Annotated in this window: 25 protein-coding genes; 18 read left to right on the top strand and 7 right to left on the bottom strand. The window is 67.9% G+C overall.

The genetic code is table 11. The annotated features are described in order from the left end of the window. Positions 1-43 precede the first annotated feature (43 nt). The gene (gene nagZ, locus Q0938_RS04100) at positions 44-1015 is read left to right on the top strand and encodes a beta-N-acetylhexosaminidase (protein WP_299359609.1); all 972 of its coding nucleotides are present in this window, start codon (positions 44-46) and stop codon (positions 1013-1015) included. 31 nt (positions 1016-1046) lie between these two features. Further along, complete coding sequence (locus tag Q0938_RS04095; protein WP_299359417.1) at positions 1047-1448, top strand: group III truncated hemoglobin; 402 nt, start codon at positions 1047-1049, stop codon at positions 1446-1448. A gap of 78 nt (positions 1449-1526) precedes the next feature. Here Q0938_RS04095 and Q0938_RS04090 read toward each other — a convergent pair whose 3' ends face one another. The 3 genes from Q0938_RS04090 to Q0938_RS04080 form a co-directional block, all read right to left on the bottom strand. Continuing rightward, the gene (locus Q0938_RS04090) at positions 1527-2243 is read right to left on the bottom strand and encodes a M48 family metallopeptidase (RefSeq protein WP_299359413.1); all 717 of its coding nucleotides are present in this window, start codon (positions 2241-2243) and stop codon (positions 1527-1529) included. 292 nt (positions 2244-2535) lie between these two features. Next, a complete protein-coding gene (locus tag Q0938_RS04085; protein ID WP_299359410.1) occupies positions 2536-3717 on the bottom strand; it encodes a VWA domain-containing protein in 1182 nt (393 codons plus the stop codon). A 1-nt stretch (position 3718) separates the two neighbouring features. Next, positions 3719-3889 (bottom strand): hypothetical protein, encoded by a 171-nt coding sequence (locus Q0938_RS04080; RefSeq protein WP_299359408.1) that lies wholly within the window; start codon positions 3887-3889, stop codon positions 3719-3721. A 379-nt stretch (positions 3890-4268) separates the two neighbouring features. On the opposite strand from Q0938_RS04080, the gene Q0938_RS04075 reads away from it, so the two are divergent. Beyond that, positions 4269-5393 (top strand): Ppx/GppA phosphatase family protein, encoded by a 1125-nt coding sequence (locus Q0938_RS04075; RefSeq protein WP_299359406.1) that lies wholly within the window; start codon positions 4269-4271, stop codon positions 5391-5393. Beyond that, entirely contained in the window at positions 5393-6157 is a 765-nt protein-coding gene (locus tag Q0938_RS04070) for an RlmE family RNA methyltransferase (protein WP_299359404.1), read from the top strand. The genes Q0938_RS04075 and Q0938_RS04070 overlap by 1 nt, the downstream gene beginning before the upstream one ends. 128 nt (positions 6158-6285) lie before the next feature. On the opposite strand, the gene miaA is transcribed toward Q0938_RS04070, so the two are convergent. Beyond that, positions 6286-7182, bottom strand: a complete 897-nt coding sequence (gene miaA / locus Q0938_RS04065; RefSeq protein WP_299359402.1) for a tRNA (adenosine(37)-N6)-dimethylallyltransferase MiaA — start codon at positions 7180-7182, stop codon at positions 6286-6288. Between the two features lie 91 nt (positions 7183-7273). On the opposite strand from miaA, the gene pyrH reads away from it, so the two are divergent. The 14 genes from pyrH to lpxB all read left to right on the top strand — a co-directional run bounded on the left by pyrH (position 7274) and on the right by lpxB (position 20881). After that, positions 7274-8005 carry a UMP kinase gene (gene pyrH, locus Q0938_RS04060; RefSeq protein WP_299359401.1) on the top strand — a complete coding sequence of 244 codons (732 nt, stop codon included), beginning with the start codon at positions 7274-7276 and terminating at the stop codon, positions 8003-8005. 58 nt (positions 8006-8063) lie between these two features. Continuing rightward, positions 8064-8963 carry an MBL fold metallo-hydrolase gene (locus tag Q0938_RS04055; RefSeq protein WP_299359400.1) on the top strand — a complete coding sequence of 300 codons (900 nt, stop codon included), beginning with the start codon at positions 8064-8066 and terminating at the stop codon, positions 8961-8963. 126 nt (positions 8964-9089) lie between these two features. Further along, complete coding sequence (frr, locus tag Q0938_RS04050; RefSeq protein WP_299359399.1) at positions 9090-9653, top strand: ribosome recycling factor; 564 nt, start codon at positions 9090-9092, stop codon at positions 9651-9653. A 4-nt stretch (positions 9654-9657) separates the two neighbouring features. Continuing rightward, the gene (gene uppS, locus Q0938_RS04045; RefSeq protein ID WP_299359397.1) at positions 9658-10398 is read left to right on the top strand and encodes a polyprenyl diphosphate synthase; all 741 of its coding nucleotides are present in this window, start codon (positions 9658-9660) and stop codon (positions 10396-10398) included. Continuing rightward, positions 10395-11234: a phosphatidate cytidylyltransferase gene (locus tag Q0938_RS04040; protein WP_299359395.1), complete on the top strand. Its 840-nt coding sequence runs from the start codon at positions 10395-10397 to the stop codon at positions 11232-11234. The genes uppS and Q0938_RS04040 overlap by 4 nt, the downstream gene beginning before the upstream one ends. 1 nt (position 11235) lies before the next feature. Then, on the top strand, positions 11236-12420 hold the full coding sequence (gene dxr, locus Q0938_RS04035; RefSeq protein ID WP_299359393.1) for a 1-deoxy-D-xylulose-5-phosphate reductoisomerase: 1185 nt from the start codon (positions 11236-11238) through the stop codon (positions 12418-12420). Continuing rightward, on the top strand, positions 12417-13745 hold the full coding sequence (gene rseP, locus Q0938_RS04030) for an RIP metalloprotease RseP (RefSeq protein WP_299359391.1): 1329 nt from the start codon (positions 12417-12419) through the stop codon (positions 13743-13745). Before dxr ends, rseP begins: the two co-directional genes overlap by 4 nt. Before the next feature lie 97 nt (positions 13746-13842). Next, complete coding sequence (gene bamA, locus Q0938_RS04025; RefSeq protein WP_299359389.1) at positions 13843-16179, top strand: outer membrane protein assembly factor BamA; 2337 nt, start codon at positions 13843-13845, stop codon at positions 16177-16179. After that, positions 16179-16925, top strand: a complete 747-nt coding sequence (locus Q0938_RS04020; protein ID WP_299359387.1) for an OmpH family outer membrane protein — start codon at positions 16179-16181, stop codon at positions 16923-16925. Before bamA ends, Q0938_RS04020 begins: the two co-directional genes overlap by 1 nt. Before the next feature lie 14 nt (positions 16926-16939). Further along, on the top strand, positions 16940-17593 hold the full coding sequence (locus Q0938_RS04015; protein ID WP_299359385.1) for a nicotinate-nucleotide adenylyltransferase: 654 nt from the start codon (positions 16940-16942) through the stop codon (positions 17591-17593). A gap of 26 nt (positions 17594-17619) precedes the next feature. Further along, positions 17620-18099: a 3-hydroxyacyl-ACP dehydratase FabZ gene (gene fabZ / locus Q0938_RS04010; protein WP_299359383.1), complete on the top strand. Its 480-nt coding sequence runs from the start codon at positions 17620-17622 to the stop codon at positions 18097-18099. After that, positions 18092-18895, top strand: a complete 804-nt coding sequence (gene lpxA, locus Q0938_RS04005) for an acyl-ACP--UDP-N-acetylglucosamine O-acyltransferase (protein ID WP_299359381.1) — start codon at positions 18092-18094, stop codon at positions 18893-18895. Before fabZ ends, lpxA begins: the two co-directional genes overlap by 8 nt. Continuing rightward, positions 18888-19688, top strand: a complete 801-nt coding sequence (gene lpxI, locus Q0938_RS04000; RefSeq protein WP_299359379.1) for a UDP-2,3-diacylglucosamine diphosphatase LpxI — start codon at positions 18888-18890, stop codon at positions 19686-19688. The genes lpxA and lpxI overlap by 8 nt, the downstream gene beginning before the upstream one ends. Continuing rightward, positions 19685-20881 (top strand): lipid-A-disaccharide synthase, encoded by a 1197-nt coding sequence (gene lpxB, locus Q0938_RS03995; protein WP_299359377.1) that lies wholly within the window; start codon positions 19685-19687, stop codon positions 20879-20881. Before lpxI ends, lpxB begins: the two co-directional genes overlap by 4 nt. 27 nt (positions 20882-20908) lie before the next feature. Here the strand turns inward: lpxB and Q0938_RS03990 are convergent, their stop codons facing one another. From Q0938_RS03990 to Q0938_RS03980, 3 genes are all read right to left on the bottom strand, one after another. Beyond that, positions 20909-21667, bottom strand: a complete 759-nt coding sequence (locus Q0938_RS03990; RefSeq protein WP_299359375.1) for a sulfite exporter TauE/SafE family protein — start codon at positions 21665-21667, stop codon at positions 20909-20911. Positions 21668-21779: 112 nt separating this feature from the next. After that, positions 21780-22883: an AI-2E family transporter gene (locus Q0938_RS03985; protein WP_299359373.1), complete on the bottom strand. Its 1104-nt coding sequence runs from the start codon at positions 22881-22883 to the stop codon at positions 21780-21782. A 209-nt stretch (positions 22884-23092) separates the two neighbouring features. Beyond that, a complete protein-coding gene (locus Q0938_RS03980) occupies positions 23093-25663 on the bottom strand; it encodes a cation:proton antiporter (protein ID WP_299359371.1) in 2571 nt (856 codons plus the stop codon). Between the last annotated feature and the right edge of the window lie 9 nt (positions 25664-25672).

Below are 25672 nucleotides of genomic sequence, written 5' to 3'. Positions count from 1 at the left end.
GGCGCCTGCGTTCGGTACGGCCGCGTCTGTCCATGGCGCGACCATCCTTGGCGTCGAGGGGCTGACGCTCGGTCCCGACGAGCGGGCATTCCTGCGCGAGGCCGATCCCTGGGGCTTCATCCTCTTCGACCGGAATGTCGACAACCCGGCGCAGCTGCGCCGGCTGACGGATGATCTTCGCGATGCGGTCGGCCGCGCTGCCGTGGTGATGACCGATCAGGAAGGTGGCCGGGTGCAGCGGCTGCGCAGCCCGCACTGGACAGACTGGCCCGCGCCCCTGGACAGCGCCGCCGACGGCGCCCGGGCCGTCGAGTTGCGGCACCGGCTGATGGGCGGGGAACTGCGCGACTCGGGCATCGACTGCACGGCCGCGCCCTGCCTCGATATCGCCCGCGCGGAGACGCATCCGTTCCTGCGCAATCGCTGCCTCGGGCAGGATGCGGAAACCGTCACCCGGATGGGGCGCGCCGCCGCTGCCGGGCTCCTCGCCGCGGGCGTCCTGCCCGTCGTCAAGCACATGCCGGGCCATGGCCGGGGCCGCGTGGACAGCCACCATGAGCTGCCCTGCGTGGACGTGCCGATGGATGAGCTGGAGGACACCGACTTCGTCCCGTTTCGGGCCCTGTCGGATCTGCCGATCGGGATGACGGCGCATGTCCGGCTGACCGCGCTCGACGACCGGCCGGCGACGGCATCCCCGCCCGTGATCACCCTGATCCGCGAAAGGATCGGTTTCGGCGGTCTGCTGATGAGCGATGATATCGGCATGAACGCGCTCGCGGGCAGCCCGGCGGAACGCGCCGCCGCCGCGCTGGCCGCCGGCTGCGATCTGGTGCTGCATTGCAACGCGTCGCGGGATGAATTCGCGGCGGTGGTCGCCACGGTCGGGTTGATGACCCCCGCTTCTGCAGCCCGCGCGGCGGCGGCGTTGGACCAGCGCCGATCACCGGATCAGACCGACCCGGCCGCGCTGCGCGACGAATTGCAGCGGCTGGTTCAACCCGCCCGCGGTTGATCCGGGCGGGGACGGGGGCCACATTGCGGGCATGACGATGCCGCCCCGCTTTCCGCTGACCGCCGCGCAGATCGACCGCGTCGTGACCGTGTTCTACGCCGCGGTTCGTCGACACGAGGTGCTGGGTCCGGTCTTTGCCGCCCATGTCACCGACTGGCCAGCGCACGAGGCGCGGATCGCCAGTTTCTGGCGCAACGCGATTCTCGGCGACCGCAGCTATGACGGCAATCCGATGCAGGTCCATCGCGCTGCGGGCGATGTGCGCCCCGAGCATTTCGAACACTGGCTGGCGCTGTTCGACGCCACGCTGATCCGGACCCTGCCGCCGGACACCGCGCGGTCCTGGTCGGCGCTGGCCCACCGGATCGGCGCGGGGCTGCGCATGGGGGTGCGCGCTTCGGGTGCGGCCGACGGCCCGCCGCTGCTGCGGTGATCAGTCCGACCCTGGGGGCGCGCGCAGACTGATGACTAGGCGGATGCCGTCGCGACGCGCGGGACGGCGGCAGGATCGTCAGTTGGGGGCCCGATCGGAATCGCCGCTGTGGCGTTGCTGCCAGCGCTCCTCGAGCATCTCGATCGCGGCGATGCGGCGATCGGTCGCCGGATGCGACGCGAGCCAGGCGACCGGTCCCCTGCCGCCCGATCCGGTCAGCTTGCCCAGACGTTGCAGCAGGGATTTCTGCGGTCCGGTGCCCAAGCCCGCCTTGACCATCAGCGCGGCGGCAAACGCATCGGCCTCGTACTCGTCCTGGCGGGACAGGCGGGCGGCGACGGCACTGGCAACCAGCGCGCCGAGCCAGTGCCCGATCCCCGGCAGGAACCGTCCGAGCACGCCTGCCAGCACGGTGCGGATCACGTTCTGGCCGGCAAAGTCGAGCATGCGACGTCGAGCATGACCATGGGCAACGTGGCCCAGTTCATGTGCGATCACCGACGCCAGCTCGGCCTCGGTGACGCGATCCCGGGCCAGCTGGTCCAGAAAGCCACGGGTCAGGAAGACCCGACCATCCGGGGCCGCCAGCCCGTTCACCGGCGCGATCTCGTAGACGAAGGCGCGGACCGGCGGCAAGTCCATGGCGGCGCCCAGCCGGGCCAGCATGTCCTTCATCCGCGGTTCGTCCAGCGGTGTCGATTTGCTGTCAAGTTCGTGCTTCAGCCGCCAGGCCGAAAACAGCCACATGCCGACGGCGTAGAGGACGATCAGCAGGATCGGCAGGAACTTGATCATGGACCTGATGTGGGCGGTCGGATGTCCGGCGTCAATCGGTGCTGCGGGACGACCGGGCCGCCACTCCTGTGCAACTGCGGTGCGGCGACCAACCCTAGCGCAGATCCGGCGCGGTCAGCCGCCGCCTGCAGGTTTGCCCCGAATGCCATGCTGGACTTGAATACACGGCCACCCAGATCAGCGCGCCCGCCAGAATCGCCGCCGTAAAGCGGCCATGCAGGAACCTCGCAGCGCCAGAATGGCCAACGCCCTCACCGCCGCGGGGAACATCCGGTCTGCCCCGGACCGGACATCACCCGAGCACGCGCATCGCGCGGGTCAGCCCCTCGAGCGTCAGCGGCATCATCTGGTTCTCGAACAGCGCGCCGATCATGCCGATCGACGGCGTGTGCCCCCACAGCCGTTCGGGCACGGGGTTCAGCCACACATGGTCCGGCCATGTTTCGGCGGCGCGCCGCAACCACAACTCGCCGGGTTCCGGATTCCAGTGTTCGTTCGCGCCCCCGGGCGCTACGATCTCGTACGGGGACATCGAGGCATCGCCCACGAAAATGCATTTGTAGTCGCGGCCGAACCGATGCAGCACGTCCCAGGTGGGCGTCTGCGCATCCCAGCGGCGACGGTTGTCCTGCCACACGCCTTCGTACAGGCAGTTGTGGAAATAGTAATGTTCCAAGTGCTTGAACTCGGCGCGGGCCGCGGAGAACAGCTCGTCGACGATCCTGACATGGTCGTCCATGCTGCCGCCCACGTCCATGAACAGCAGCACCTTGACGGCGTTGCGCCGTTCGGGGCGGGTCTGCACGTCGATATAGCCGTGATCGGCCGTGGCCCGGATCGTTCCGGGCAGGTCCAGTTCCTCTGCCGCGCCATGCCGCGCCCATTCGCGCAGGCGTTTCAACGCGACCTTGATGTTGCGGGTGCCCAGTTCGACGCGGTCGTCGAAATCGCGGAATTCCCGCTTGTCCCAGACCTTGACCGCACGCCTGTGACGGCTTTCGTGCTGGCCGATCCGCACCCCTTCCGGGTTGTACCCGTAGGCACCGAAGGGCGAGGTGCCGGCGGTCCCGATCCACTTGCTGCCGCCCTGATGACGCTTCTGCTGTTCGGCCAGGCGTTCGCGCAGCTTTTCCATCAGCGCCTCGAAGCTGCCGGTGCCGTCGACCTGCGCCTTTTCCGCGTCGGTCAGCAGCTTTTCGGCCAGCTTCTCCAGCCACTCCCGCGGCAGGGCGGTCTCGCTGACGAGGGCCTCGACCGGGACCGTCTCCAGCCCCGCAAAGCTTTCGGAGAAGGCCCGGTCGAACCGGTCGATGTGACGTTCGTCCTTGACCAGCACAACGCGGGACAGCGTGTAGAAATCATCGACCGACCAGCCGGCGATCTCCGCCTGCATCGCGCCCATCAGGTCCAGCCATTCGCGCAGGCTGACCGGAACCCCCTGCCGGCGCAACGCATCGAGGAACGGCCTGAACATCTCAGCCCCTCATCAGGCGGTCGATGATGATGGTCAGGAACAACCCGAGTACGGCAAAGCCCAAGGCGTGGGCGGCGGCATATTGCATCCGGTCCTTGCCGTTGCCGCCGATGCTGCGGGCCCGACGGTCGCCAAGAAAGGCGCCAAGAATGATGGCTGCGACGATGATCATGCGATGCTCCGGGCTTGGCGCGGTCTAGGACACCGATGCCGCTGCTGCAAGCCGGGCCGCCGTGGCATCGGACCTAGCGACGACCAGCAGGGCCGCTCTCCGGTGCCGCGAGCCTGCCCTGCATGAAGCGATGCCAGGTGAAGGGGCACGCCCGTTCCTCACGGGAGGCCAAGGGCGCGGTCTCGCGGAACGGCATGCCGGCCTGGCACACTTCAGTAACACGGCCGCGGTCGCAGCGCCGCTGTCGAATTTCGCATAGAAGGGGGCCGGCAGGCCCCCTTTTTCGTGTCCAGCTTGTGCAAGGCCGGCTTGTGCAAGGGTTGAACCCGACGCGGGCCGTGGCTACCTTCAAGGCAACTCACTATCGGAGGGCGTTGCGATGACGCCCAGGCGTCCTGCGGGTGCGGACGCGTTCCCGAAAACATCGGTCGAGCCTGCCGCCGCCCGCCAGCCTGACGAGAGCACGCTCTATGCGGCTCTCGATCTAGGCACGAACAGTTGCCGGATGCTGATCGCCCGCCCTTCGGGCAGTCAGTTCCAGGTGATCGACAGTTTCTCCAAGCCCGTTCAGCTTGGGCTTGGACTGGAAGCGTCCGGGCGGTTGTCGCGCCAGTCGATGGCGCGGACCGTGCATGCGCTGCAGGTCTGCCGGCGAAAGCTGGAAAACCACGGCGTGATCCGGATGCGACTGGTGGCGACCGAGGCATGCCGCCGGGCCCGCAACAGCCGGGATTTCATGCGCACCATCCGCCGCGAAACGGGGCTGCCGATCGAGATCATCCAGCCGGAAGAAGAGGCACGGCTGGCGGTCATATCCTGCGCTCCGCTGGTCAGCGCCCAATCCGAACAGCTGCTGATCGTCGACATCGGCGGCGGTTCGACGGAACTGGTCTGGATCGATGTCAGCGACGTCGAGCCGCGCGAGCGCGCGCGGGCCATCATGGCGCTGGGCGATGGCTTCAGGGATCCGAAGCCCGGCGCCGCCCGCGTCGTCGACTGGATCAGCGTCCCGCTAGGCGTGGCCACGCTGCGCGACCAGTTTGCGGATGTCGAGGACGACTCCGGCCGGTTCGCGCTGATGAGCTGGCACTTCGAGGAGATGTTGAGCGACTTCCTGCCCTATGTCACCGCAGGACGCGCGGCCGACAATTTCCAGATCATCGGCACCTCGGGGACGGTGACCACCGTGGCCGCCAGCTATCTGGGCCTGAAACGCTATGACCGGACAAAGGTGGACGGGCTGACCATGACCACGACGCAGATCGACAGGGTGATCCGCGATTACCTGCTGCTGGGCCCAGAAGGCCGGCGGGCCGATCCCCGCATCGGCCGCGAACGCCACGCGTTGATCATGTCGGGTGCCGCGATCCTGCAGACGCTGATGCGGATCTGGCCCACGAACCGCTTGTCGGTGGCGGATCGTGGCCTGCGCGAAGGGCTGCTGTATGCCCAGATGGTGCGGGACGGGGTGCTCAGGCCAGAAACCCTGCAGGGGGTCGCCTGATGGCTGACGGACCGAAAAAGCCGGGTGACCGGGTCCGCAAGAGCTCTGGCCGCGGTCAGCGCGACCTGCGGGTGCGAGTCAAGTCGGCCAAGGGCCGCAAGCTGTCCAGCACGCTCTGGCTGGAGCGGCAGCTGAATGATCCCTACGTGACCCGCGCCAAGCGGGAAGGCTACCGGGGCCGGGCCGCCTACAAGATCCTCGAACTGGATGACAAGTACCGGTTCCTGGTGCCTGGGGCACGGGTCGTGGATCTGGGCTGTGCCCCCGGCGGGTGGTGCCAGGTCGCTGTCCGTCGGGTCAACGCGCTCGGTGATGTCAGCGGTCAGGCCCGCGGCACGGTGCTGGGCATCGACCTGCAGGAGGTCGACCCCATCCCGGGTGCGGACATCCACCGCCTGGACTTCCTGTCCGACGATGCGGACGCCAAGGTGAAGGCTTGGCTGGGCGGGGCGGCGGACGTCGTGATGTCCGACATGGCGGCGTCGGCGTCGGGGCACAAGAACACCGATCATATCCGGATCGTCGCACTGGTGGAGGCCGCTGCGGCCTTCGCCTTCGATGTGCTGGTACCCGGCGGCACCTTTGTCGCCAAGGTCCTTGCCGGTGGGGCGGAGACCGGTCTGCAGACCTTGCTGAAACAGCGCTTTGACAAGGTCGCGAACGTCAAGCCGCCGGCGAGCCGCTCGGACTCGTCCGAGAAATTCGTCGTTGCTCAGGGATTCCGCGGTCGCTTGCCCGAGGAGGCGGCAGCCCAGGTGTCCTGACACGGCCCCGGCGTGCTGGTGGGTTTCGCACATGCACCGGGCGCCATGCATGTGCGGCGCCTGACCGAAGCGCGGGTGACCTTCGGACGGGCCGGTTAGGGCACTGCGCCTCAGTTCCGCCGCTTCGGTCAGCCGTCATATGGCGCTTCGATGCGCGTCCAGTCGCGCATCCGGTTGCGGAACCAGATGCGCTGAGATTTGGCATACTGCCGGGTCGCCACGACAGACTGCTCCCGCGCGTCCTCCAGGCTGCGCCTGCCCTGCAGGTATCCGGCCAGTTCCGCCGCGCCGATGGCGCGGGCCCATTGGGCCCGCGGGTCCCAGTGCGGCAGCATCGCCGCCACTTCGTCCAGCGCCCCTTGCTGCACCATCAGGTCAAAGCGCTGCGCGATGCGGCGGGCCAGGCGATCGCGGTCGACATGCAGCACCAGACGGGTCGCGTCCTCGGGACCAATCAGCGGGGGCGGCGTGTCCGCCTGCCAGTCGGCCAGCCCGCGTCCGGTCGCGGTCAGCACCTCCCACGCGCGCTGGACACGGGCGGGGTTGCGCAGGTCCAGACGCGCACGGGTGCGCGGGTCCAGCGCCGCGATCATCTCCTCAAGCCCGCCGTCCGCCAGCCAGGTGTCGCCTTGTGCACGGACACCGGGCGGCACCGGCGGGATCACCGCGAGTCCGCGTGTAAGCGCGGTGTGGTACAACCCTGTTCCGCCCACGATGATCAGGCGTTGTCCCGTTTTCAGCAGTGTCCCGATCTCGGTCAGCCAGTCGCCCACCGAATAGCTCTGGTCCGGATGCACGTGCCCGTACAGCGCGTGGGCGGCTGCAGCCTCATCCACGGACGAAGGTCGCGCGGTCAGCACCCGCCAGCAGGACCACACCTGCAATGCGTCGGCGTTGACCACGATGCCACCCTGAGAGCGCGCGAGTGCCAGCGCCAGCCCGGATTTGCCGGACGCGGTCGGCCCCGCAATCAGCACGTGTCGGTCCGGATCGACGCGGGAGGCAAGCTCGTGGCGATCAGGCATGGCAAGGCACTTGGTTGAACACCCATTCGCTTTGCGACATTTTGCGCCCCGACGGAACAGCGCGCAGCGCGGCAGGGGATTCAGGACGATGATGGACAAGGCACTGATCGCCCCGGCGGGTTATTCCCGGGTGCTGCTGAAGATCTCGGGCGAGGCGCTGATGGGCGATCAGGGCTACGGCCTGCATCCGCCGACCGTCGCCCGCATCGCCGACGAGGTGGAATCGGTACACAGGCTGGGCGTCGAGATCTGCATGGTGATCGGCGGCGGCAACATCTTCCGCGGGCTGCAGGGCAGCGCCCAGGGGATGGAGCGGACGACTGCCGATTACATGGGAATGCTGGCCACCGTGATGAACGCGCTGGCCATGCAGTCGGCGCTGGAGGCCAAGGGCATCCACACGCGCGTGATCAGCGCGATCCGCATGGACGAGGTCGCGGAGCCCTACATCCGCCGCCGGGCGGTGCGTCATCTGGAAAAGAAGCGGATCATCATTTTCGCCGCGGGCACCGGAAACCCGTATTTCACCACCGACACCGCCGCCACGCTGCGCGCGTCGGAGATGAATTGCGAGGCGATCTTCAAGGGCACCAAGGTCGACGGCGTCTACGACAAGGACCCCAAGTTCCACGCCGATGCAAAGCGGTACGAGCGGGTGACCTATGACGAGGTGCTGCAGAAGCACCTGGGGGTGATGGACGCCAGCGCGATTGCCCTGGCCCGCGACAACGACCTGCCGATCATCGTGTTCTCGCTGGACGAGCCGGGTGGTTTTCGCGGCATCCTCGCGGGGCAGGGGACATCGACGACCGTGCACGGCTGAAACACCGGAACCTTCCATTCCGCCGGATGTTGCCCATCAGCAACCAGCGGAGGTGGACATGGCCGAACAGATCCCCCTGTCGGATGGGGCTGTCGCCCTGCAGCCGGAACTGGATGCGGCGCGCAACGACCATACGCACGAGGTCGCACCGGATCTGGCCTATCGGCGCATCGCGCTTGTCAACGTGGTGTTCTGGGGTCCGGCGGGCGCCGGTGACCGGGAATGGGTGCTGATCGACACGGGACTGAAGGGAAGCGCACCGCTGATCCGCAGTGCGGTCTTGGCCCGGTTCGGCGAAAGGTCACGTCCTGCCGCCATCATCGTGACGCATGGCCATTTCGACCATGTGGGCGCGCTCGAGCAGTTGGCCGAGGAATGGGACGTCCCCGTGTTCGCCCATCCGCTCGAGCACCCGTATCTAGACGGCCGCGCCGGCTATCCACCGCCGGATCCCGGTGTGGGGGGCGGCCTGCTTGCCCGGCTGGCCGGTCTTTATCCGACCAGCCCCGTCAATGTCGCGAGGCGCCTGCGAGCTCTGCCCGAGGACGGCAGCGTGCCGTCGATGCCGGGCTGGCAGTGGATTCACGTGCCTGGCCATTCGGTGGGCCAGATCGCCCTGTGGCGCGAAGCGGACCGGGCATTGCTTGCGGCCGACGCGTTCTGCACGACCGGGCAGGAATCGGCCTATGATGTCGCGGTTCAGGAACCGCAGATGCACGGGCCGCCCATGTATTTCACCATCGACTGGGAGGCGGCGGAGGAATCGGTGCGGAAACTTGCCGCATTGGAGCCGGAACTGGCGATCAGTTTCCACGGACAGCCGATGCGCGGGCCCGAAATGCGGGCAGCCCTGCACCAGCTCGCCCGCACGTTCCGGTCAGTGGCCCTGCCCGGCCAGGGCCGGTATCTGGCCGAACCACGCCGCGCCGAAGACGGAAGCGCCTACGAGCCGACGTGAACTGCGCCTGTGGTCGGCGCAGCATAGGTCCGCGGCAAATACGCCAACCTTTCTGCAAAGGGTTTGCTAAGCCTGTCGGCGCCGCTACAAGCGCGAGAACAGGCAGTACCGGCAAGGGCAGGCAGAATGGCCGACGACATCGAGATTGACACCGACGACCTGGAACGCCGGATGAGGGGCGCCATGGACAGCCTGCGCCACGAATTCCAGTCTCTTCGGACCGGTCGGGCCTCGGCCTCGATGATCGATCCGATCATGGTCGATGCCTATGGTGCAATCACGCCGATCAACCAGGTCGGCACCGTCAACGTCCCCGAACCGCGCATGGTGACGATAAACGTCTGGGACAAGGCGCTGGTCGGCAAGGTCGAAAAAGCGATCCGCGAGAGCGGCCTCGGCATCAACCCGCAGCTGAACGGCACAATCATCATGCTGCCCATCCCCGAACTGAACGAGGAACGGCGGCGCGAACTGACCAAGGTTGCTGCCCAGTACGCCGAACATGCGCGCGTCGCCATCCGCAACGTCCGGCGCGACGGCATGGACCAGGTCAAGAAGGCCAAGGCCGCCGGGATGGCCGAGGATGACCAGAAGTTCTGGGAGTCGGCCGTGCAGGACCTGACCGACAAGGCCATTGCCGAGGTCGACAAGGCGCTTGAATCGAAACAGGCCGAGATCATGCAGGTCTGATCGGATGGCCGTCGAGCTTGCCCCGCAACTGACATCCGCGACCGCCGAAGGGGCGGCCCGCCCGCGCCACGTTGCCATCATCATGGATGGCAACGGACGGTGGGCCAGCGAACGCGGATGGCCGCGCCTCGTGGGGCACCGCCGCGGTGCCGAACGCGTCAAGCAGATCGTGCATGCCTGCCCGCTGATGGGGGTGGACTGGTTGACGATCTACGCATTTTCGACCGAGAACTGGAAGCGGTCGACAGCCGAGGTGCTGGGCCTCATGGGCATCTTCGCGCGCTACATCAAGCGCGAGGCCGATGCGATGGCGGCGGAAGGCGTGCGGATGCGGTTCATCGGCGATCGCGAGCCGCTGGACCCCAAGCTGCGCGGGCTGATGGACAGCATCGAGGTCCAGACCGCCGGAAACCGCCGCATGAACCTGACGGTGGCGATCAATTATGGCGGACGCGCCGAACTGACCCGCGCCTGCGGCCGACTGGCCGGCCGGATCGCCAGGGGCGAGATCATCGATCCGACCGAGGCCGATCTGGCCGCCTGTCTGGATACGGCGGGCCATCCCGATCCGGATCTCGTCATCCGGACCTCGGGCGAAACCCGGGTCTCGAATTTCCTGCCGTTCCAGGCCGCTTATGCGGAATATGAGTTCACCACCACGTTGTGGCCGGATTTTACCCCTGATCACCTGGAACGGATCCTCGCCAGGTTCGGAATGCGCGACCGGCGTTTCGGGGCTGCATGACGGATGATGGTTCGTCGCCCCGCCGCATCCCGACCGCGGGACGCTGGGGCGATCTGACCCGCCGGCTTGGGTCCGGCATCGTCGTCGCCGTGCTGGGCCTAGCGGTGCTGGTCGCGGCCGGGCTGTGGCTGCGCCTCGCGGTTGCGATGCTGGTTGGCGGTCTGATGTGGGAACTGGTCCGCATGACGACCTGGCGTTACGCCGAGCTTCATCCCCGCGGGCATCCTTATCTGATCGCCTTTTTGGCGGCCGTCGCCTTTCTGATTGCGGTGCTGGCGCCGTTGCCTTGGGGGCCGATGGTGCTGCTCGTGCCGTTGCTTGCCGGCTGGCGGGGCGTCCATGTCTCGCACCGGGTGGCCTATGTCGGGTTCGCCGCCGCCTTCTTCCTGGCCGCGCTGCAGCTGGTCTGGGTGCGCGAGATCTCGGGTCTGGCCACCACGATGTGGATCGTCCTGACGGTCATCCAGTCGGACGTTCTGGGTTATTTCGTCGGACGCGCCGTCGGCGGCCCGAAGTTCTGGCCGACCGTGAGTCCCAAGAAGACGTGGAGCGGGACGGTCGCCGGGTGGGTTGGAGCGTTTGTTCTGGCCGCGGGTCTGCTGGCAGCGGGCCGCGCCGACTGGACCATCCTGATCCTCGGCCCTCTGATCGCCTTCGCCGGGCAGATGGGCGACATCGCGGAGAGCTGGCTGAAGCGTCGCATCGGGGTCAAGGACAGCTCGAACCTGATCCCCGGCCATGGCGGCGTGATGGACCGGTTCGATGCGCTGATCGCGGCCCTGCTCGTGTCGTTCTTCGCCGGCCTGCTCACCGCCCTGCCGCAGCTGGGGGCCTGACATGCGGAGCGTGTCCGTGTTCGGCGCGACCGGATCGGTCGGTGAAAGCGCCTTTGACCTGCTGATGCGGGCCGGTGGGTCGGAAGCCTATCACACCGTCGCGCTGACGGGCGGGCGCAACGTCGCGCGGCTGGCGGAAATGGCCCGGGCGCTGCGCGCGAAAATCGCGGTGATCTCCGACGAGGCGCTGCTGGGCGCCCTGCGCGACGCGCTGGCCGGGTCGGACGTGCAGGCGGCTGCCGGCGAAAGCGCGATCGACGAGGCCGCCCAGCGACCCAGCGACTGGACATTGTCGGCAATCGTGGGCTCCGCAGGGCTCACGCCGGGCCTGCGCGTCGTGCAGCGGGGCGGCACGCTGGCGCTGGCAAACAAGGAAAGTCTGGTCGCGGCGGGGCCCCTGCTGATGGCGCAAAGCCGTCGGCATGGCGCCACAATCCTGCCGGTCGATTCCGAACACTCGGCGCTGTTTCAATGCCTTGACCAAGATAACGTCGACCGCGTCGAGCATGTGACCATCACAGCCTCGGGCGGCGCGTTTCGGGATTGGCCGCTGGACCGTTTGCACAGTGCGACTGTCGAACAGGCGTCCAGTCACCCGAACTGGGCCATGGGACAGCGGATCACGATCGACAGTGCCAGCATGTTCAACAAGGCGCTCGAGGTGATCGAGGCGCATGAGTTCTTTGCGCTCGACAACGATCGCATCCGGGTGCTGGTCCACCCGGAATCGATTATCCATGCGATGGTGACCTATGCGGACGGGGCGACGCTGGCGCATCTGGGTCCACCCGACATGCGTCACGCGATCGGGTACGCGCTGCACTGGCCCGACCGCGCGCCCCTGCCGGTCGCTCCGCTGGATCTCGCCGCCCTGGGGCAGCTGACCTTCCGCGCGCCGGACGAGGTGCGCTGGCCGGCGCTGCGGCTGGCGCGCGAGGTCATCGCCCAGGGTGGCGCGGCAGGCGCGGTGTTCAACGCGGCCAAGGAACAGGCGCTGGACGACTTCATCGCCGGGCGCATCCGGTTCACGGACATGGCGCCGGCGGTCGAGCATGCGCTGGACAGGGGCGCGGGTCGCCCCCATTTCGGCACCAGCCCGGCCGAACTCGACGCGGTGCTGGCCTGGGATCAGGCCGCGCGTCGGGATGTCGCGGCCTGGATTGCCGAAAGGGGGCAGGTGGAATGACCGAGATCATCAGCCAGATGGGGGGACTGGTCTGGACCGTGCTGTCCTTCATCGTCGCGTTGTCGATCATCGTCGGCATCCATGAATACGGGCATTACATCGTCGGGCGCTGGTCGGGGATTCGCGCCGAGGTGTTTTCGCTGGGCTTCGGTCCGCGCCTGTGGTCGCGGCGGGACCGGCGCGGCACGCTGTGGCAGGTCGCGGCCGTTCCGCTGGGCGGCTTCGTGCGGTTCCTGGGTGACGCCGACGTCGCCAGCGCCGGACCCGGCCGGCCGGTCGATCCCGCGCTGCGCCGCCAGACGCTCGAAGGAGCGCCGCTCTGGGCAAGGATCGCGACCGTATCCGCCGGACCGGTCGCGAACTTCATCCTGGCCACGATCCTGTTCGCCGGCGTGCTGGTCTGGCAAGGGGTTGCGGTCGATCGGCTCGAGGTGGGCGAGGTCGCGCTCTCGCCGCCGGGGGTGGTGAACGAGCTGCAGGCCGGTGATGAGATCCTGGCCGTGGCGGGCCGCCCCGTCGCCGGCTGGGCGGACGTGTTCGCGCTGTCCGAGACGCTGCCGGCCGCGCCGCAGCATGACTGGACGGTGCGCCGGGACGGTGCCGAGATGACCGTGCGCGGTCCTGATCCTGCGCCGGCCCGCGTGTCCGGCGTGGCGCCGCGCAGCGCGGCGGCTGCGGCCGGGCTGCAGGCGGGGGACGTCATCCTGGCGATTGACGGCGAGCCGGTGCACCGCTTCGCCGATCTGCGCGACCGGATCGAGGCGGCAGAAGGCGGGCCGGTGACGGTGCGGATCTGGCGTCCGGACGAGGGGGAGGCCGACGTCACGCTGGCACCCCGCCGCCAGGACCTGCCGGCGGGCGACGGGTACGAGCAGCGATGGCTGATCGGCATCACCGGAGGCGAGGGCTATCTGACCCCTGCCGTTCGCAGCCCCGGTCCGTTCGAGGCGCTGTCCGCGGGTCTGCAACAGACCTGGAACATCATTGCCGGATCGGTTTCCGGTCTGTGGGCGATGATCTCGGGCCAGATCGGCAGTTGCAACCTGGGCGGCGCCATCTCGATCGCGGAAAGCACCAGCCACGCGGCAAGCTCGGGGGCGGGGAACTTCATCTGGTGGATCGGTGTGCTGTCCGCGGCCATCGGCTTTCTGAACATTCTTCCGATCCCGGTTCTGGACGGGGGACATCTGGCGTTCTTCACGTGGGAGGCCCTGACCGGACGTCCGCCGTCCGAGCGTGCGCTGCGCATCCTGACGTCGATCGGGATGGCGGCGATCCTGTCACTGATGCTCTTCGGTCTCTCGAACGACATTCTGTGCCCGTGAGGCCGGGCTTTGTTTTGACAGCACTGGCACGCCCCATTAACGATTGACAAAAATGCGACCGGGATAACCGGCGCACGGCTCAGCATGAGGGGCAGCCATGACGGACAGGATATTCGGCAGGGGCGCGGTGGCCCTGGTTTCCGCCTTGGCATTGGCGCCGGGGCTGGTGACGATGCCCACCCCCGCCTTCGCGTACAGCTTCAGCAACGTGCAGATCGAGGGGAGCGGGCGGATCGAACCGGCGACCATCCTGTCGATCGCCGATCTGGGGCAGGGCACGGAACTGACCGCCGGCGATCTGAACGACGCCCAGCAGCGCCTGCAGCAGTCCGGCCTGTTCGAGACGGTCGAACTGATGCCCCAGGGCAACACGCTGGTGATCCGCGTCGCCGAGTACCCGACCATCCGCGTCATCAGCTTCGAAGGCAACCGCCGGGTTGATGACGAGCGCCTGGCGGAGATCGTCAGTTCGACACAGAACCGCGTGTTCTCGCCTGCCCAGGCCGAACAGGACGCGCAGCTGATCGCCGCGGCCTATGCGGCCGACGGGCGGCTGGCCGCCCGGGTCGACCCGCGGATCATCCGCCGTGAGGACAACCGTGTCGATCTGGTGTTCGAGATCCGAGAGGGCGATCTGACCGAGATCGAGCGGATCGGCTTCACCGGGAACCGTGCCTTCTCTGATCGTCGCCTGCGAAATGTCCTGCAGACCAAGCAGGCCGGCATCCTGCGCAACTTCATCCGCCGGGATGTCTATGCGCCGGATCGCATCCAGCTGGATCAACAGCTGCTGACGGACTTCTATCGGTCCCGCGGCTATGCGGATTTCCGGGTGCAGGCGGTGGCGCCGGAAATCACCCGCGAGCGCGACGCGTTCTACGTCACCTATAACATCTACGAGGGCCCGCGCTTCACCTTTGGCCGCGTCGATACCGTCAGCGAGGTGCCTGGCGTCGATGCGGCATCCTTCGCGGCGCAGAACCGGGTGCAGCCGGGTCAGGTCTACAGCCCCCAGGCGGTCGAGAACACGATTCGGCGGATGGAAACGGTGGCGATCCAGCAAGGGCTGAACTTCCTGACCATCGAACCCCGGATTACCCGGAACATGCGGGATCAGTCGCTGAACCTGACCTTCGCCCTGACCCGCGGGCCCAAGGTCTTCGTCGAACGAATCGACATCGAGGGCAACACCACGACGCTGGACGAGGTGATCCGCCGCCAGTTCCGGACCGTGGAGGGCGACCCCTTCAATCCGCGCGAGATCCGCAACGCGGCCGAGCGGATCCGGGCTCTTGGCTATTTCGCCGATGCGCAGGTCGAAAGCCGCGAGGGGACGAGCCAGCAGCAGGTCATCGTCGACGTGAACGTCGAGGAACAGCCGACCGGCAGCCTGTCCTTCGGTGCAAGCTATTCGGCCAGTTCCGGTATCGGGTTCAACGCGTCGCTGCAGGAGCGCAACTTCCTGGGCCGCGGGCAGGAGGTCGGGCTGGGCTTTTCGACCGCGTCGGGGTCGCAGAACTTCAGCCTCGACTTTGTCGAGCCGGCCTTCCTCGGCCGTGACCTGCGGGCGCGGTTCTCGGCATGGTACCTGACCACCGACCAGCTGAACGCCGACTACAACACCGAGGCCGTCGGGTTCCTGACCGGGCTGGAGTTCCCTGTCAGCGAGAACGGCCGGGTCGAGCTGCGCTATCGGCTGGAAGAGGACGAGATCAAGGATGTCGATCCGATTGCGGTCGAGCCGGAAAACGGTGAGCTGGGGGGATCGTCGCCGATCCTCTACCGCGAACAGGGGGCGCGGCTGGCCTCGTCACTGGGCTACACCTACAGTTACGATACCCGCCGCACCGGGCTGGATCCGCTGACCGGCTGGAAGTTCAACCTGACCCAGGATTTCGCGGGCATCGGCGGGGACGTGAAATCCGTCACCACCACGGCGCTGGCCGGCATCGAGAGCACCGCCTGGCGCGAGGAGGTCGTGCTGCGGGCCGAGATCGAGGGCGGTGCGGTCAACATGCTGGACGACCAGGTCAGCCGCGTTACCGACCGGTTCAGCGGCAATGGCCGGGTTCGCGGCTTCGAGCCGAACGGCTTCGGTCCCCGGGATCTGGCAGCCCCGAACGAGGATGCGTTGGGCGGCAACTTCTACTGGGCGGCGCGGGCAGAAACCCAGTTCCCGCTGGGCCTGCCCGAGGAATACGGCATGTCCGGCGGGCTGTTCGCCGATGTCGGCTCGGTCTGGGGGCTGGACGACACGGCGGGGGCCGACGGGGTCGAGGTGGACGATTCCATGCGGGTGCGCGCCTCGGTCGGGGCGTCGCTGTTCTGGACCACGCCGATCGGGCCGCTGCGCTTCAACCTGGCCAAGGCGGTGAAGAAGGAAGACTACGACGAAGAACAGGCCTTCGACCTGACGATCTCCACCCGGTTCTGATGCGCGGCGCGGCGGCGATCACGGTCTTGGCGATTGCCTGCGGCGCGCCCGCAACCGTCGCCGCGCAGGATGCGCAGGCCGATGCGGCGGGCCCGGCGAGTGGGACTGCTACCCCCCAGCCTGCACAAGCGCCGCAAGGTGATCTGAGCAACGCGATCGTCACCGTCGATCAGGAGGTGATGTACCGACAGTCGGCATGGGGGCGGCGCGCCGAGGCCACGGTGGCGGATCGCCTGCGCGCCGTGGTCGAGGAAAATGACCGGCTATTCGCCCAACTCTCGGCCGAGGAAGCGGCCCTGACCGAGGACCGCAGGACGCTGCCGCCCGATGAATTCCGCGCCCGCGCCGCGGCATTCGACGAGCGGGTCACGGCGATGCGGCGCCAGCGCGAGGCGGCGTCGCAGCAGGTGGCGGCTCTGGCCGAGGCGGAACGTGCCGCATTCTTTGCCGCCGCGATTCCGGTCATCGGCGCGCTGATGCGCGAACGTGGCGCGCTGCTGGTGCTGGATCCCCGGACGGTGCTGATGTCTGCCGAATCCATCGACATGACCGAGGCGACGATTGCGCGTCTGGACGATCAGATCGGCGACGGGGCCGGGCGGGTGGCGTTGCCCCCCCTGCAGGCGCCAGCCGAAGAGGGTGCGGATGACGGTACAGCCGACGCAGCGGATCCCGCGCTGGCGCCGACCGCGGATGCCGTCGCGCCGGACAGCGCGCAGGCCGCGTCGCCCGCCACCGGCAACTGAGTCGGACGGCCTCGGTGAACGACCGGGCAGGCCTGCCAGTCGCCGCGATCGGCCAGCGGATCGGCCTGCTGGGCGGCTCCTTCGACCCCGCGCACGATGGCCATGTCCAGATCAGCGAAATGGCATTGCGCCGCTTTCGCCTGGACCGCATCTGGTGGCTGGTCAGCCCCGGCAATCCGCTCAAGCGGCATGGGCCGGCCAGCCTGGCCGACAGGCTCCGCACTGCCCGCGCGCTGACCGCCGATCCGCGGATCGTGGTGACCGACCTGGAGACGCGGCTGGGTACCCGGCTCACTGCGGACACCTTGCGGGCCGTGCAGCGTCACTGGCGTGGCGTGCGGTTTGTGTGGCTGATGGGATCGGACAACCTGGTCCAGTTCGATCGCTGGGACCGGTGGCGCGAGATCGCCGCGCGGATGCCGATCGGGGTGATCGCCCGGCCCGGATCACGGCTGCCGGCACGGATGTCGCGCGCGGCCTCTGTTCTCGACCGCCATCGCCTGCCGGAATATCGCGCGGCCGAGCTGCCGATGCACGACCCGCCAGCCTGGGTGCTGATCAACGTCCCCATGTCGCGTCAATCCTCCAGCGCCATCCGCGCGAGCCTTCGCCTGTCCGATTCACCCTGCAGGCAGCCCAGCTTGCAAATGCTGCATCAGCAGCGATAGCTGGGACCGATGAACCGGAGGACATGATGGCCGCGACCGAGCGTACCCCCGCCCCACAGACCGAGGCCGATCTCGCCTTGATCAAGCGGATCATTCCGCACCGCTACCCGTTCCTGCTGATCGACAAGGTCCGCGGTGTCATTCCGGATCAGCATGCCGTAGGGATCAAGAACGTCACCGCCAACGAGCCGCATTTTCCCGGACACTTCCCGGATGCCCCGATCATGCCCGGAGTGCTGGTCGTCGAGGCGATGGCCCAGACCGCCGCAGTGCTGGTCGGCATCAGCCTGAACGTCATCGACCGCAACCTGCTGACCTATTTCATGTCGATCGACAACTGCAAGTTCCGGGGCATGGTCGTGCCCGGCGACGTCTTGGAGCTGCATGTCGACGTCAAGCGCGCCGGCGGCAAGATCTGGAAGTTCCAGGGCCGCGCCATGGTCGGCGACCGGCGCTGCGCAGAAGCCGACTTCACCGCCATGATGGATCTTCCGGCGCATGGATGATGCGCAGATCCATCCTACGGCCCTTGTCGAGCCGGGGGCGGAGCTGGGGCAGCGGGTCCGGATCGGTCCGTTCTGCCATGTCGGACCGCAGGTCCGTCTGGATGACGGCGTTGTTCTGAAAAGCCACGTCGTGATTGCCGGGGACACGCGCATCGGCGAGGACAGCGTAGTGTTTCCGTTCGCCTGCATTGGCGAGGCCCCGCAGGATCTGAAGTTCCGTGGCGAAGACACGACGCTGCGGATTGGTGCCCGCAACCGCATCCGCGAATATGTGACGATGAACCCCGGCACCGGCGGCGGCGGCGGCGTGACCCAGGTCGGGGATGACGGGCTGTTCATGGCGGGCTGCCATGTCGCCCATGACTGCCGCATCGGCAACCGGGTGATCCTGGTGAACAACGTGGCCATCGCTGGTCACTGCGTGCTGGACGACGACGTGATCGTGGGCGGGCTGTCGGGCGTTCATCAGTTCGTCCGGATCGGACGCGGGGCGATGATCGGGGCTGTGACGATGGTCACGGCCGACGTGCTGCCCCACGCGCTGGTGCAGGGGCCGCGCGGTCATCTCGACGGGCTGAACCTGGTGGGGCTGAAGCGCCGCGGCGCGAGCCGCGCCGACATCGCCGCCCTGCGCGATCTGCTCGGGACGCTGGACAGCGGATCCTTTCGCCAGACCGCGCGTCAGCGCGCCGCGGAAGACGTGTCGCCGCTGGAACGCGAGGTCCTGGACTTCATCCTCGGGCCGTCGGATCGCAGTTTCCTGACCCCCAGCCACGAGCGCCGATCCGGTGCCTGACCGCACCGCCGTCATCGCCGGAACCGGCGCGCTGCCGCCCCTGATCGTGGCAGCCCTGGATACGCCGGCGGTCTTTGCACCCGAGGGGGTCGCGGTCGGCGTACCCGCGCAACCCTTCCGGCTGGAACGGCTGGTGCCGCTGCTGGACAGGCTGATCGATGATGGGGTGCGTCGGGTCGTCTTTGCCGGCGGAGTGCGACGGCCGCGGCTGGATCCCCAGATCTTTGACAGTCGCACAGCGACGCTGTTGCCCCGGATCCTGGGGGCCATCCAGTCCGGCGACGACGCCGCCCTGCGGGAACTGATCGCGATCTTCGAGGAGTGGGGGCTGACTGTCGTGGGCGTCCAGGACATTCTGCCCGAGCTGGTGCCGGACGCGGGTTTGCTGGCTGGCGATCCCGGCCCGGCTGATCGAAGGGACGCGGATCGTGCCGCGCAGATCCTGTCGGAAATTGGAGCGCTGGACATCGGGCAGGGGGCGGTGGTGGTGCAGGGACTCTGCCTCGCGGTGGAAACCTTGCCCGGCACGGATGCGATGCTGGAGTTTGCGGCCAGGCATGCGCACCTGCGTCCGGACCCGGCCGGGTCGCGTGGCGTGTTCTACAAGGCGCCCAAGCCGGGCCAGGACCTGCGGATCGACCTGCCGACCCTTGGGCCCGACAGCGTGGCCGCGGCGGCGCGCGCGGGACTGGCCGGCATCGCGTGGCAGGCCAGCGGGGTCATTCTTCTGGACCGCCCCGCGATGATCGAGGCCGCGGTGGCAACGGGGCTGTTCCTGTGGGCGCGGGGATGACCCCCGCCGGACCGGAACCCGGCCAGCAGGGGACCGGGCTCAAGGTCTTTGTCGTCGCCGGTGAGCCGTCTGGCGATCTGCTGGGCGGGGCCCTAATAGCGGGCCTGCGGACACTCGACAGCGGCGTGACCTTCCGGGGCATCGGCGGGGACGCGATGGCCGCGCAGCAGCTGAACTCACTGTTCCCGATGCACGAACTCAGCGTCATGGGCCTATGGGAGGTGTTGCCGCGGTACCGTGCGCTGCGCCGCCGGATCGCCCAGACCGCAGCGGCAGTGCTGGACTGGCGTCCCGACGTGCTGATCACCATCGACAGTCCAGATTTCGGCCTGCGCGTGGCCCGCCGCGTGCGGGCCGCCGATCCGGGGATCCGCACGGTTCACTATGTCGCGCCCTCGGTCTGGGCGTGGCGTCCAGGCCGCGCGGCCCGCATGGCCGAGGTGATCGATCACGTGCTCGCCATTCTGCCCTTCGAGCCGCCGCTGATGCAGGCCGCAGGGATGACCTGCGATTTTGTCGGACACCCGGTGGTGAGCGAACCCCTGGCCTCGACCGGTGAGGCGGCTGCGTTTCGCCAGGCGCACGGCATCGACGCCGATGCGCCGCTGGTGCTGTGCCTGCCTGGATCGCGCCGGGGCGAGGTCACCCGCCTCGGTCCCCGGTTCGACGAGGCGCTGATCCGCCTGCGCGACCGGGTGCCAGAGACGCGCATCGTCCTCCCCACGGTGCCCGGGGTCGCGGCGCTGGTCCGTGACATGACCAGGCGCTGGCCAACGGCCCCGGTTCTCGTCGAGGATGCGGTCGACAAGCGCGCGGCATTCGCTGCCGCCGACCTGGCGCTGGCGGCATCCGGTACGGTCAGTCTGGAACTGGCGGCAAACCGGGTTCCGATGGTGATCGGCTATGACATGGCGCCGGTGAGCCGGATGCTGATCGGCTGGCTGCTGCGCACCGACACGGTCACGCTGGTCAATCTGGTCAGCGGCACAAGGGCGATCCCGGAATACCTGGGCCGCAACTGTCAGCCCGGTCCGATGTCGCTGGCGCTGCTGGACCTGCTCGAGGATCCCGAAGGGCGCGCCGAACAGCTGGCGGCGATGGACCTGACGATGGAGCGCCTGGGCCGCGGGGGGGAGCCGCCGGGCCTGCGCGCGGCGCGGTCGGTGCTCAAGGCGGTCAGCGGGGCGAAGTGACCGAGGCGCTGGACCTCGCCCGACCGCCTAGCCGCCATTTGCCAGTCGCATGAAGAACACGGCCGTCATGCCGAAGCCCACCACGGCAATCAGCGCCCGCAGCGCCGGCACCGGGAGGCGTCGCGCGACCGGTGCACCGAGGAAGCCGCCGAGGATGGTGCCGACGCTCATCACCAGACATTCGAGCCAGACGATCTGCCCGCCGACCGCGAAGATCGCGGTCGAGATCACCGACAGGGCAAAGCTGAGCCAGGTCTTCAGCCCGTTCATCGCATGCAAGTCGGTCATGCCCCACAGCGCGAACAGGGCCAGCAGGATGATCCCGAGCCCGCCGTTGAAATAGCCGCCGTAGATGGCAACGGGCATCATCGATCCGGCACCGAATGCCGCCACGCCCCCGCGAAACCGCGACGCCATGGTCCGCACCTGCGGTCCGAACACGAACACCAGCGTCGCGATCATCAGCAGGAACGGGACAAGCAGGGCGAAGGCCTGGTTCGAGGAGACCAGCAGCAATGCCGATCCGACCGCGCCTCCGACCATGGTCCACAGGGTCAGCCGCACGACGGTGGCGCGGTCGATGCGGGCCAGGTCGCGCCGGAATCCCAGGGCAGATGCGAGATACCCCGGCAATGCCGCGACGGTGGTGGTCGCATTGGCCGCGATGGGGGGAACCCCGGTAAAGACCAGGGCGGGAAAGGTGATGAACGTCCCTCCGCCTGCCACGGCATTCAGCATGCCACCGATGAACCCTGCAACGACCAGCAGCAACAGCTCGAGACCCACGACGCATCCATTCCCTTCAGCCAAGCCGCGCGACCCTGCGCGTTTCCGGATCGGGAGGCAACGGCAACCAGCAGGGCGGGCACGGCAAAACGCGCGTCCCGCCGGGCGTGGGTCACGGGCGGTGCGTCACGCGCGTGCGGTGTCGGCGGGTGACGGCATGCCGCAGGGAGGGCGTGCCACCTGACAGCAATTCGCCCCACGGGCGTGTGCGCGGAAATTCACCCAGCACGATCAGGAAGCTCGCGGTCAGGGGCACGGCCAGGACGGCACCTGCCGCCCCCCACAGCGTGGCCCAGAACGCCACCGCCATCAGTACCACCAGCGGGCTGAGATTGAAGGCGCGGCCCATCATGCGCGGCTCGATGATGCTGCCGATGATGACCTGCACGAGGGTCAGCAGCGCGGCCGTCGTGCCAGCCGTCGCAAAGGAGCCCGTCTGCGCCATCGCCAGCAGCACCGGAAACAGCACGCCCAGCACCGACCCGACATAGGGGATGTAGTTCAGCAGCCCGATGAGGATCGCCCAGAAGGCCGCGAACTCGATGCCCAGCGACACCATGACCAGATAGCTCACCCCGCCCAGGATGGCGTTCACCAGGGTCTTGACGCCCAGGTAGCGGCCGATCCGGTCGTTGATGCGGGCAATCACCTGAAAGACCTGGCTGCGTCGTTCCGGATCGCGGATTGCCACGGCAAGCCGACCGGCAAGGGCGTGGCGCTCCATCAGCATGAAGCCCGCGTACAGCACCACGAGGAACAGCGTGGTGCCCAGCCCTCGCATCGCGCTCAGCGTCGGGCCGATCCAGGCGCGGAAGTCGATCTGGTCGAAGGTCGCCTGCCGCACCCTTGCCCAGTTCGGCTCGTCCTCGATCCGCAACCAGAAGGCCATGCGCGAGACGATCTGGTCCAGGTTCTCCTCGTAGCGCGGCATCGCCGCCGCGATCTGGGTCAGGTTGTCGGTCAGCACGGCGAAGAAGACGAAGACGATCAGCGCGAACCCGATCAGCGCCGCCGTGGTCAGCATCCAGCGTGGCAGGTGGCGCAGCAGTGGCAGACGCCCCAGCCCTGTCGCGGACGCGGTCAGCACATAGACCACGATCAATGCGACCAGCAGAGGCAGGATCAGCGACTGGCCGATCCAGAGCAGCCAGCAGCACATGATTGTCAGCGCCGTGGCATAGGTCGCGGTGCTCAGGCTGACATGGTTGCCGTTCATGTGCGCTCCCCTCAGGCCACAGATAACCATCTACCCCGCCGCGGTCACCGTGCAGGGTTCGGCTACGACGAAAAAATGAACCGCTCGGGTTGGGCCCTTCGTCCGGTGAGCGACGTTGCGGCCCAATGCGCTGTCGCGAGGCGACAGGGTGGGAGGTGGTGTTGCGGTAGACCTCCCTGCAGACCGTCGCCGGGAAACCGCGTTGCCCTTCAGCCGACGCGAGACGTGGCCCCCTGCAACGCCGGCGTTGGTCGCGTCCCCGCAGCCGACGCCGCGCCTTTCTGAGGAGGCCAGAGTTCGCCCAGTTCGACACCGCGTTTTTCGGCGCTGGCGCGCACCGCGGCCTGCAGCGCCTCGCTGCGGTTCAGCAGGTTCCGGAAACGTCCTTCGTCCAGCACAAGCAGCGTGGAGGGGGCAATCGCGCGGACATCGGTCCTGATCGGCCGCCGCAGCAGGACGGTCATGTGGCCGAACATCTCGCCGCGTCCCAGCCGCCAGCTCATGCCCGCGCTTTCCAGCTCGACAGCACCCGATGCGATGAAGAACACGTTTCCCGTCGGGCTGTCCTTGCGCACCACGACATCGCCTGCATTGGCGTAGCGCGTCTCGAGCGCCCGGGTGAGCCGCTTCAATGCGGTGGGATCCAGATCCGAGAACAGCGGCAACTGCCGGACGAGTTCGGCCCGTTCCAGAGCGATGTCGAGATCCGGCCGTTCCTCGGTTGCGCGCCGCCGCACCGCCAGATCCTGCATCAGCTTGGTAAACACCTCGGCCCCGATGATCCCGTCCTCGCGCATGATCACGTATTCCCGTTCCTCGATCCGGAGCCCGGTTCGCCGGATGAACCGACGCTCCAGTTCTTCGGCGTAGCCGGGATACTGAAGCCGCAGGCCGTCCAGCGAGGTATCGACGGCATCGCGGCGACGATGCAGAAGTTCGTGCAGCAGGTCCGCGACGCGACGGCCGTGGATGCGCCGGATGCGGGTGTCGATGAAGCTGCCCAGATCCCGCAGGATCAGGGTCTGCGCCAGCAGGAATTCGAAGCGATCCGCCGTAAGGCGGCTCAGCGGCTTTGCCAGACGCAGCCGGTTGTGCAGGAACACGGCCAGCCGGAACGCCCAGCCATAGGCCACGCTGCGGCGGGCGGCCTTCTGATAGCCGTAGCGTCCCCCGGTTCGCGTGGCCTCGATGATGCGATCGGAGTTGAACACCAGCTGATCGGCCATCCGCGCCGAGACCGTCCGGTCCTTCAGCCGCGCGATGACCCGTTCACGTTCGGCGCCAGCCAGGGCGATCAGGCCCAGCGTCACCCGGTCGCGGTCCAGGATCTCGGCGTTGCTTTCCGCCCGCTTGACGGCGCGGGCCAGCCGGTCGCCGAACTGCTTGGCCTCGGACCGGACGATGTCGTGGCTCAGCTCGTAGCTCTCGGCGGTGCGGGCCAGATCCTCGCGCACCGTCTGCAGCGCCACCGCGACGACCTGCCGTGACAATGCGTCGTCCAGCGGGGAAAGACGGTCCAGACGCAGCCAGCCGATGACCTTGCGCAGGGTCGTCCCCTGGACGATCAGCGTGTAGAGCGTGAAGCCCGTGGCAAGGATGCCGACCATCCGCTTGACCTCGATCGGCACGCGGAAGCTTTCCGTGACCGCCAGCGCCAGGGCCAGCGTCACCGCCCCCCGCAAGCCGCCCCACAGGATCGCGATGCGATAGGGCCGTTCGACCACCGGCGACAGTCGCAGCCCGGTGAGCAGCGGCAGCAGTCCGAACAGGATCACGGCCCGGGCCAGCAACGCCGTCACCACCACCACCCCGATCAGGATGATGTCGTCGAGGCGAAGGCTTTCGAGCAGCCGCGGGATCAGCAGCGCGGCCAGGATGAAGATCAGCGCCCCGGCCCAGTGCGCCAGAAGGTCCCAGACCTCGCGCAGGTTGATCCAGGATTGCGGCGACAACCGGCCCGGCCCGGCCAGGTTCAGCGTGATCCCCGCAACGACGACGGCGATCACCCCGGACGCCCCGATGACCTGTTCCGCGCCGATATACGCGAGGTACGGCAGCGACACGGAAATCGAGATCTGCGCCAGTTCGTACTGGCCGAACATCGACATGATCCACAGGATGGCCCGCGCCGCCAGCCAGCCAAACAGCGCGCCGCCCAGCATCAGGGGGGGGAACTGCGCGATCGCGGCCCACAGGGGCGGGTCGGGAATGCCGCGTATGACGAAGCTCAGGAACAGGCCGAACAGGGCGATGGCGGCAGCGTCGTTCAGCAGGCTCTCGCCCTCGATGATCCGCGCCAGGCGACGCGGCGCCGAGATCGAGCGGAAGATCGAGACCACGGCAGACGGATCGGTGGTCGAGACCAGCGCACCGATCAGCAGACAGGCGGCGAGCGGCAGGGCGCTGGCCCATGCCAGCGCATAGCCGACCGAGACGGTCGCGACCACCACCGCCACGACGGCGAGAACCAGGATCGGAACCCAGTCGTCCGCCATCCGCCTGATGTTCATGCCAAGCGTCGCCTGGAAGATCAGGGTTGGCAGGAAGACGTAGAGGAAGACGTTGGACCGGATGGGCAGGTTGATGATCGCTGCGGACACCGGGTTCAGCGCGTCGGTCAGGTCGGTGCGCAGGAAGAAGATCGCGCCCGCGCCGATTGTCAGCCCCAGGACCGCAAGGATCACGGTGTAGGGCACAAGCAGCCGCGCTGCCAAAGGTTCGGCGATCCCGATGACGAGAAACAGCGACGCGATGATGGTGGTGATGACGATGATGTCCATGATTTTCAA

This window comes from uncultured Paracoccus sp. (assembly GCF_947496875.1).
Lineage (GTDB): Bacteria > Pseudomonadota > Alphaproteobacteria > Rhodobacterales > Rhodobacteraceae > Paracoccus.
Note: the sequence above shows the minus strand (reverse complement) of the source record. Positions and strands in the feature narration are given on the sequence as shown.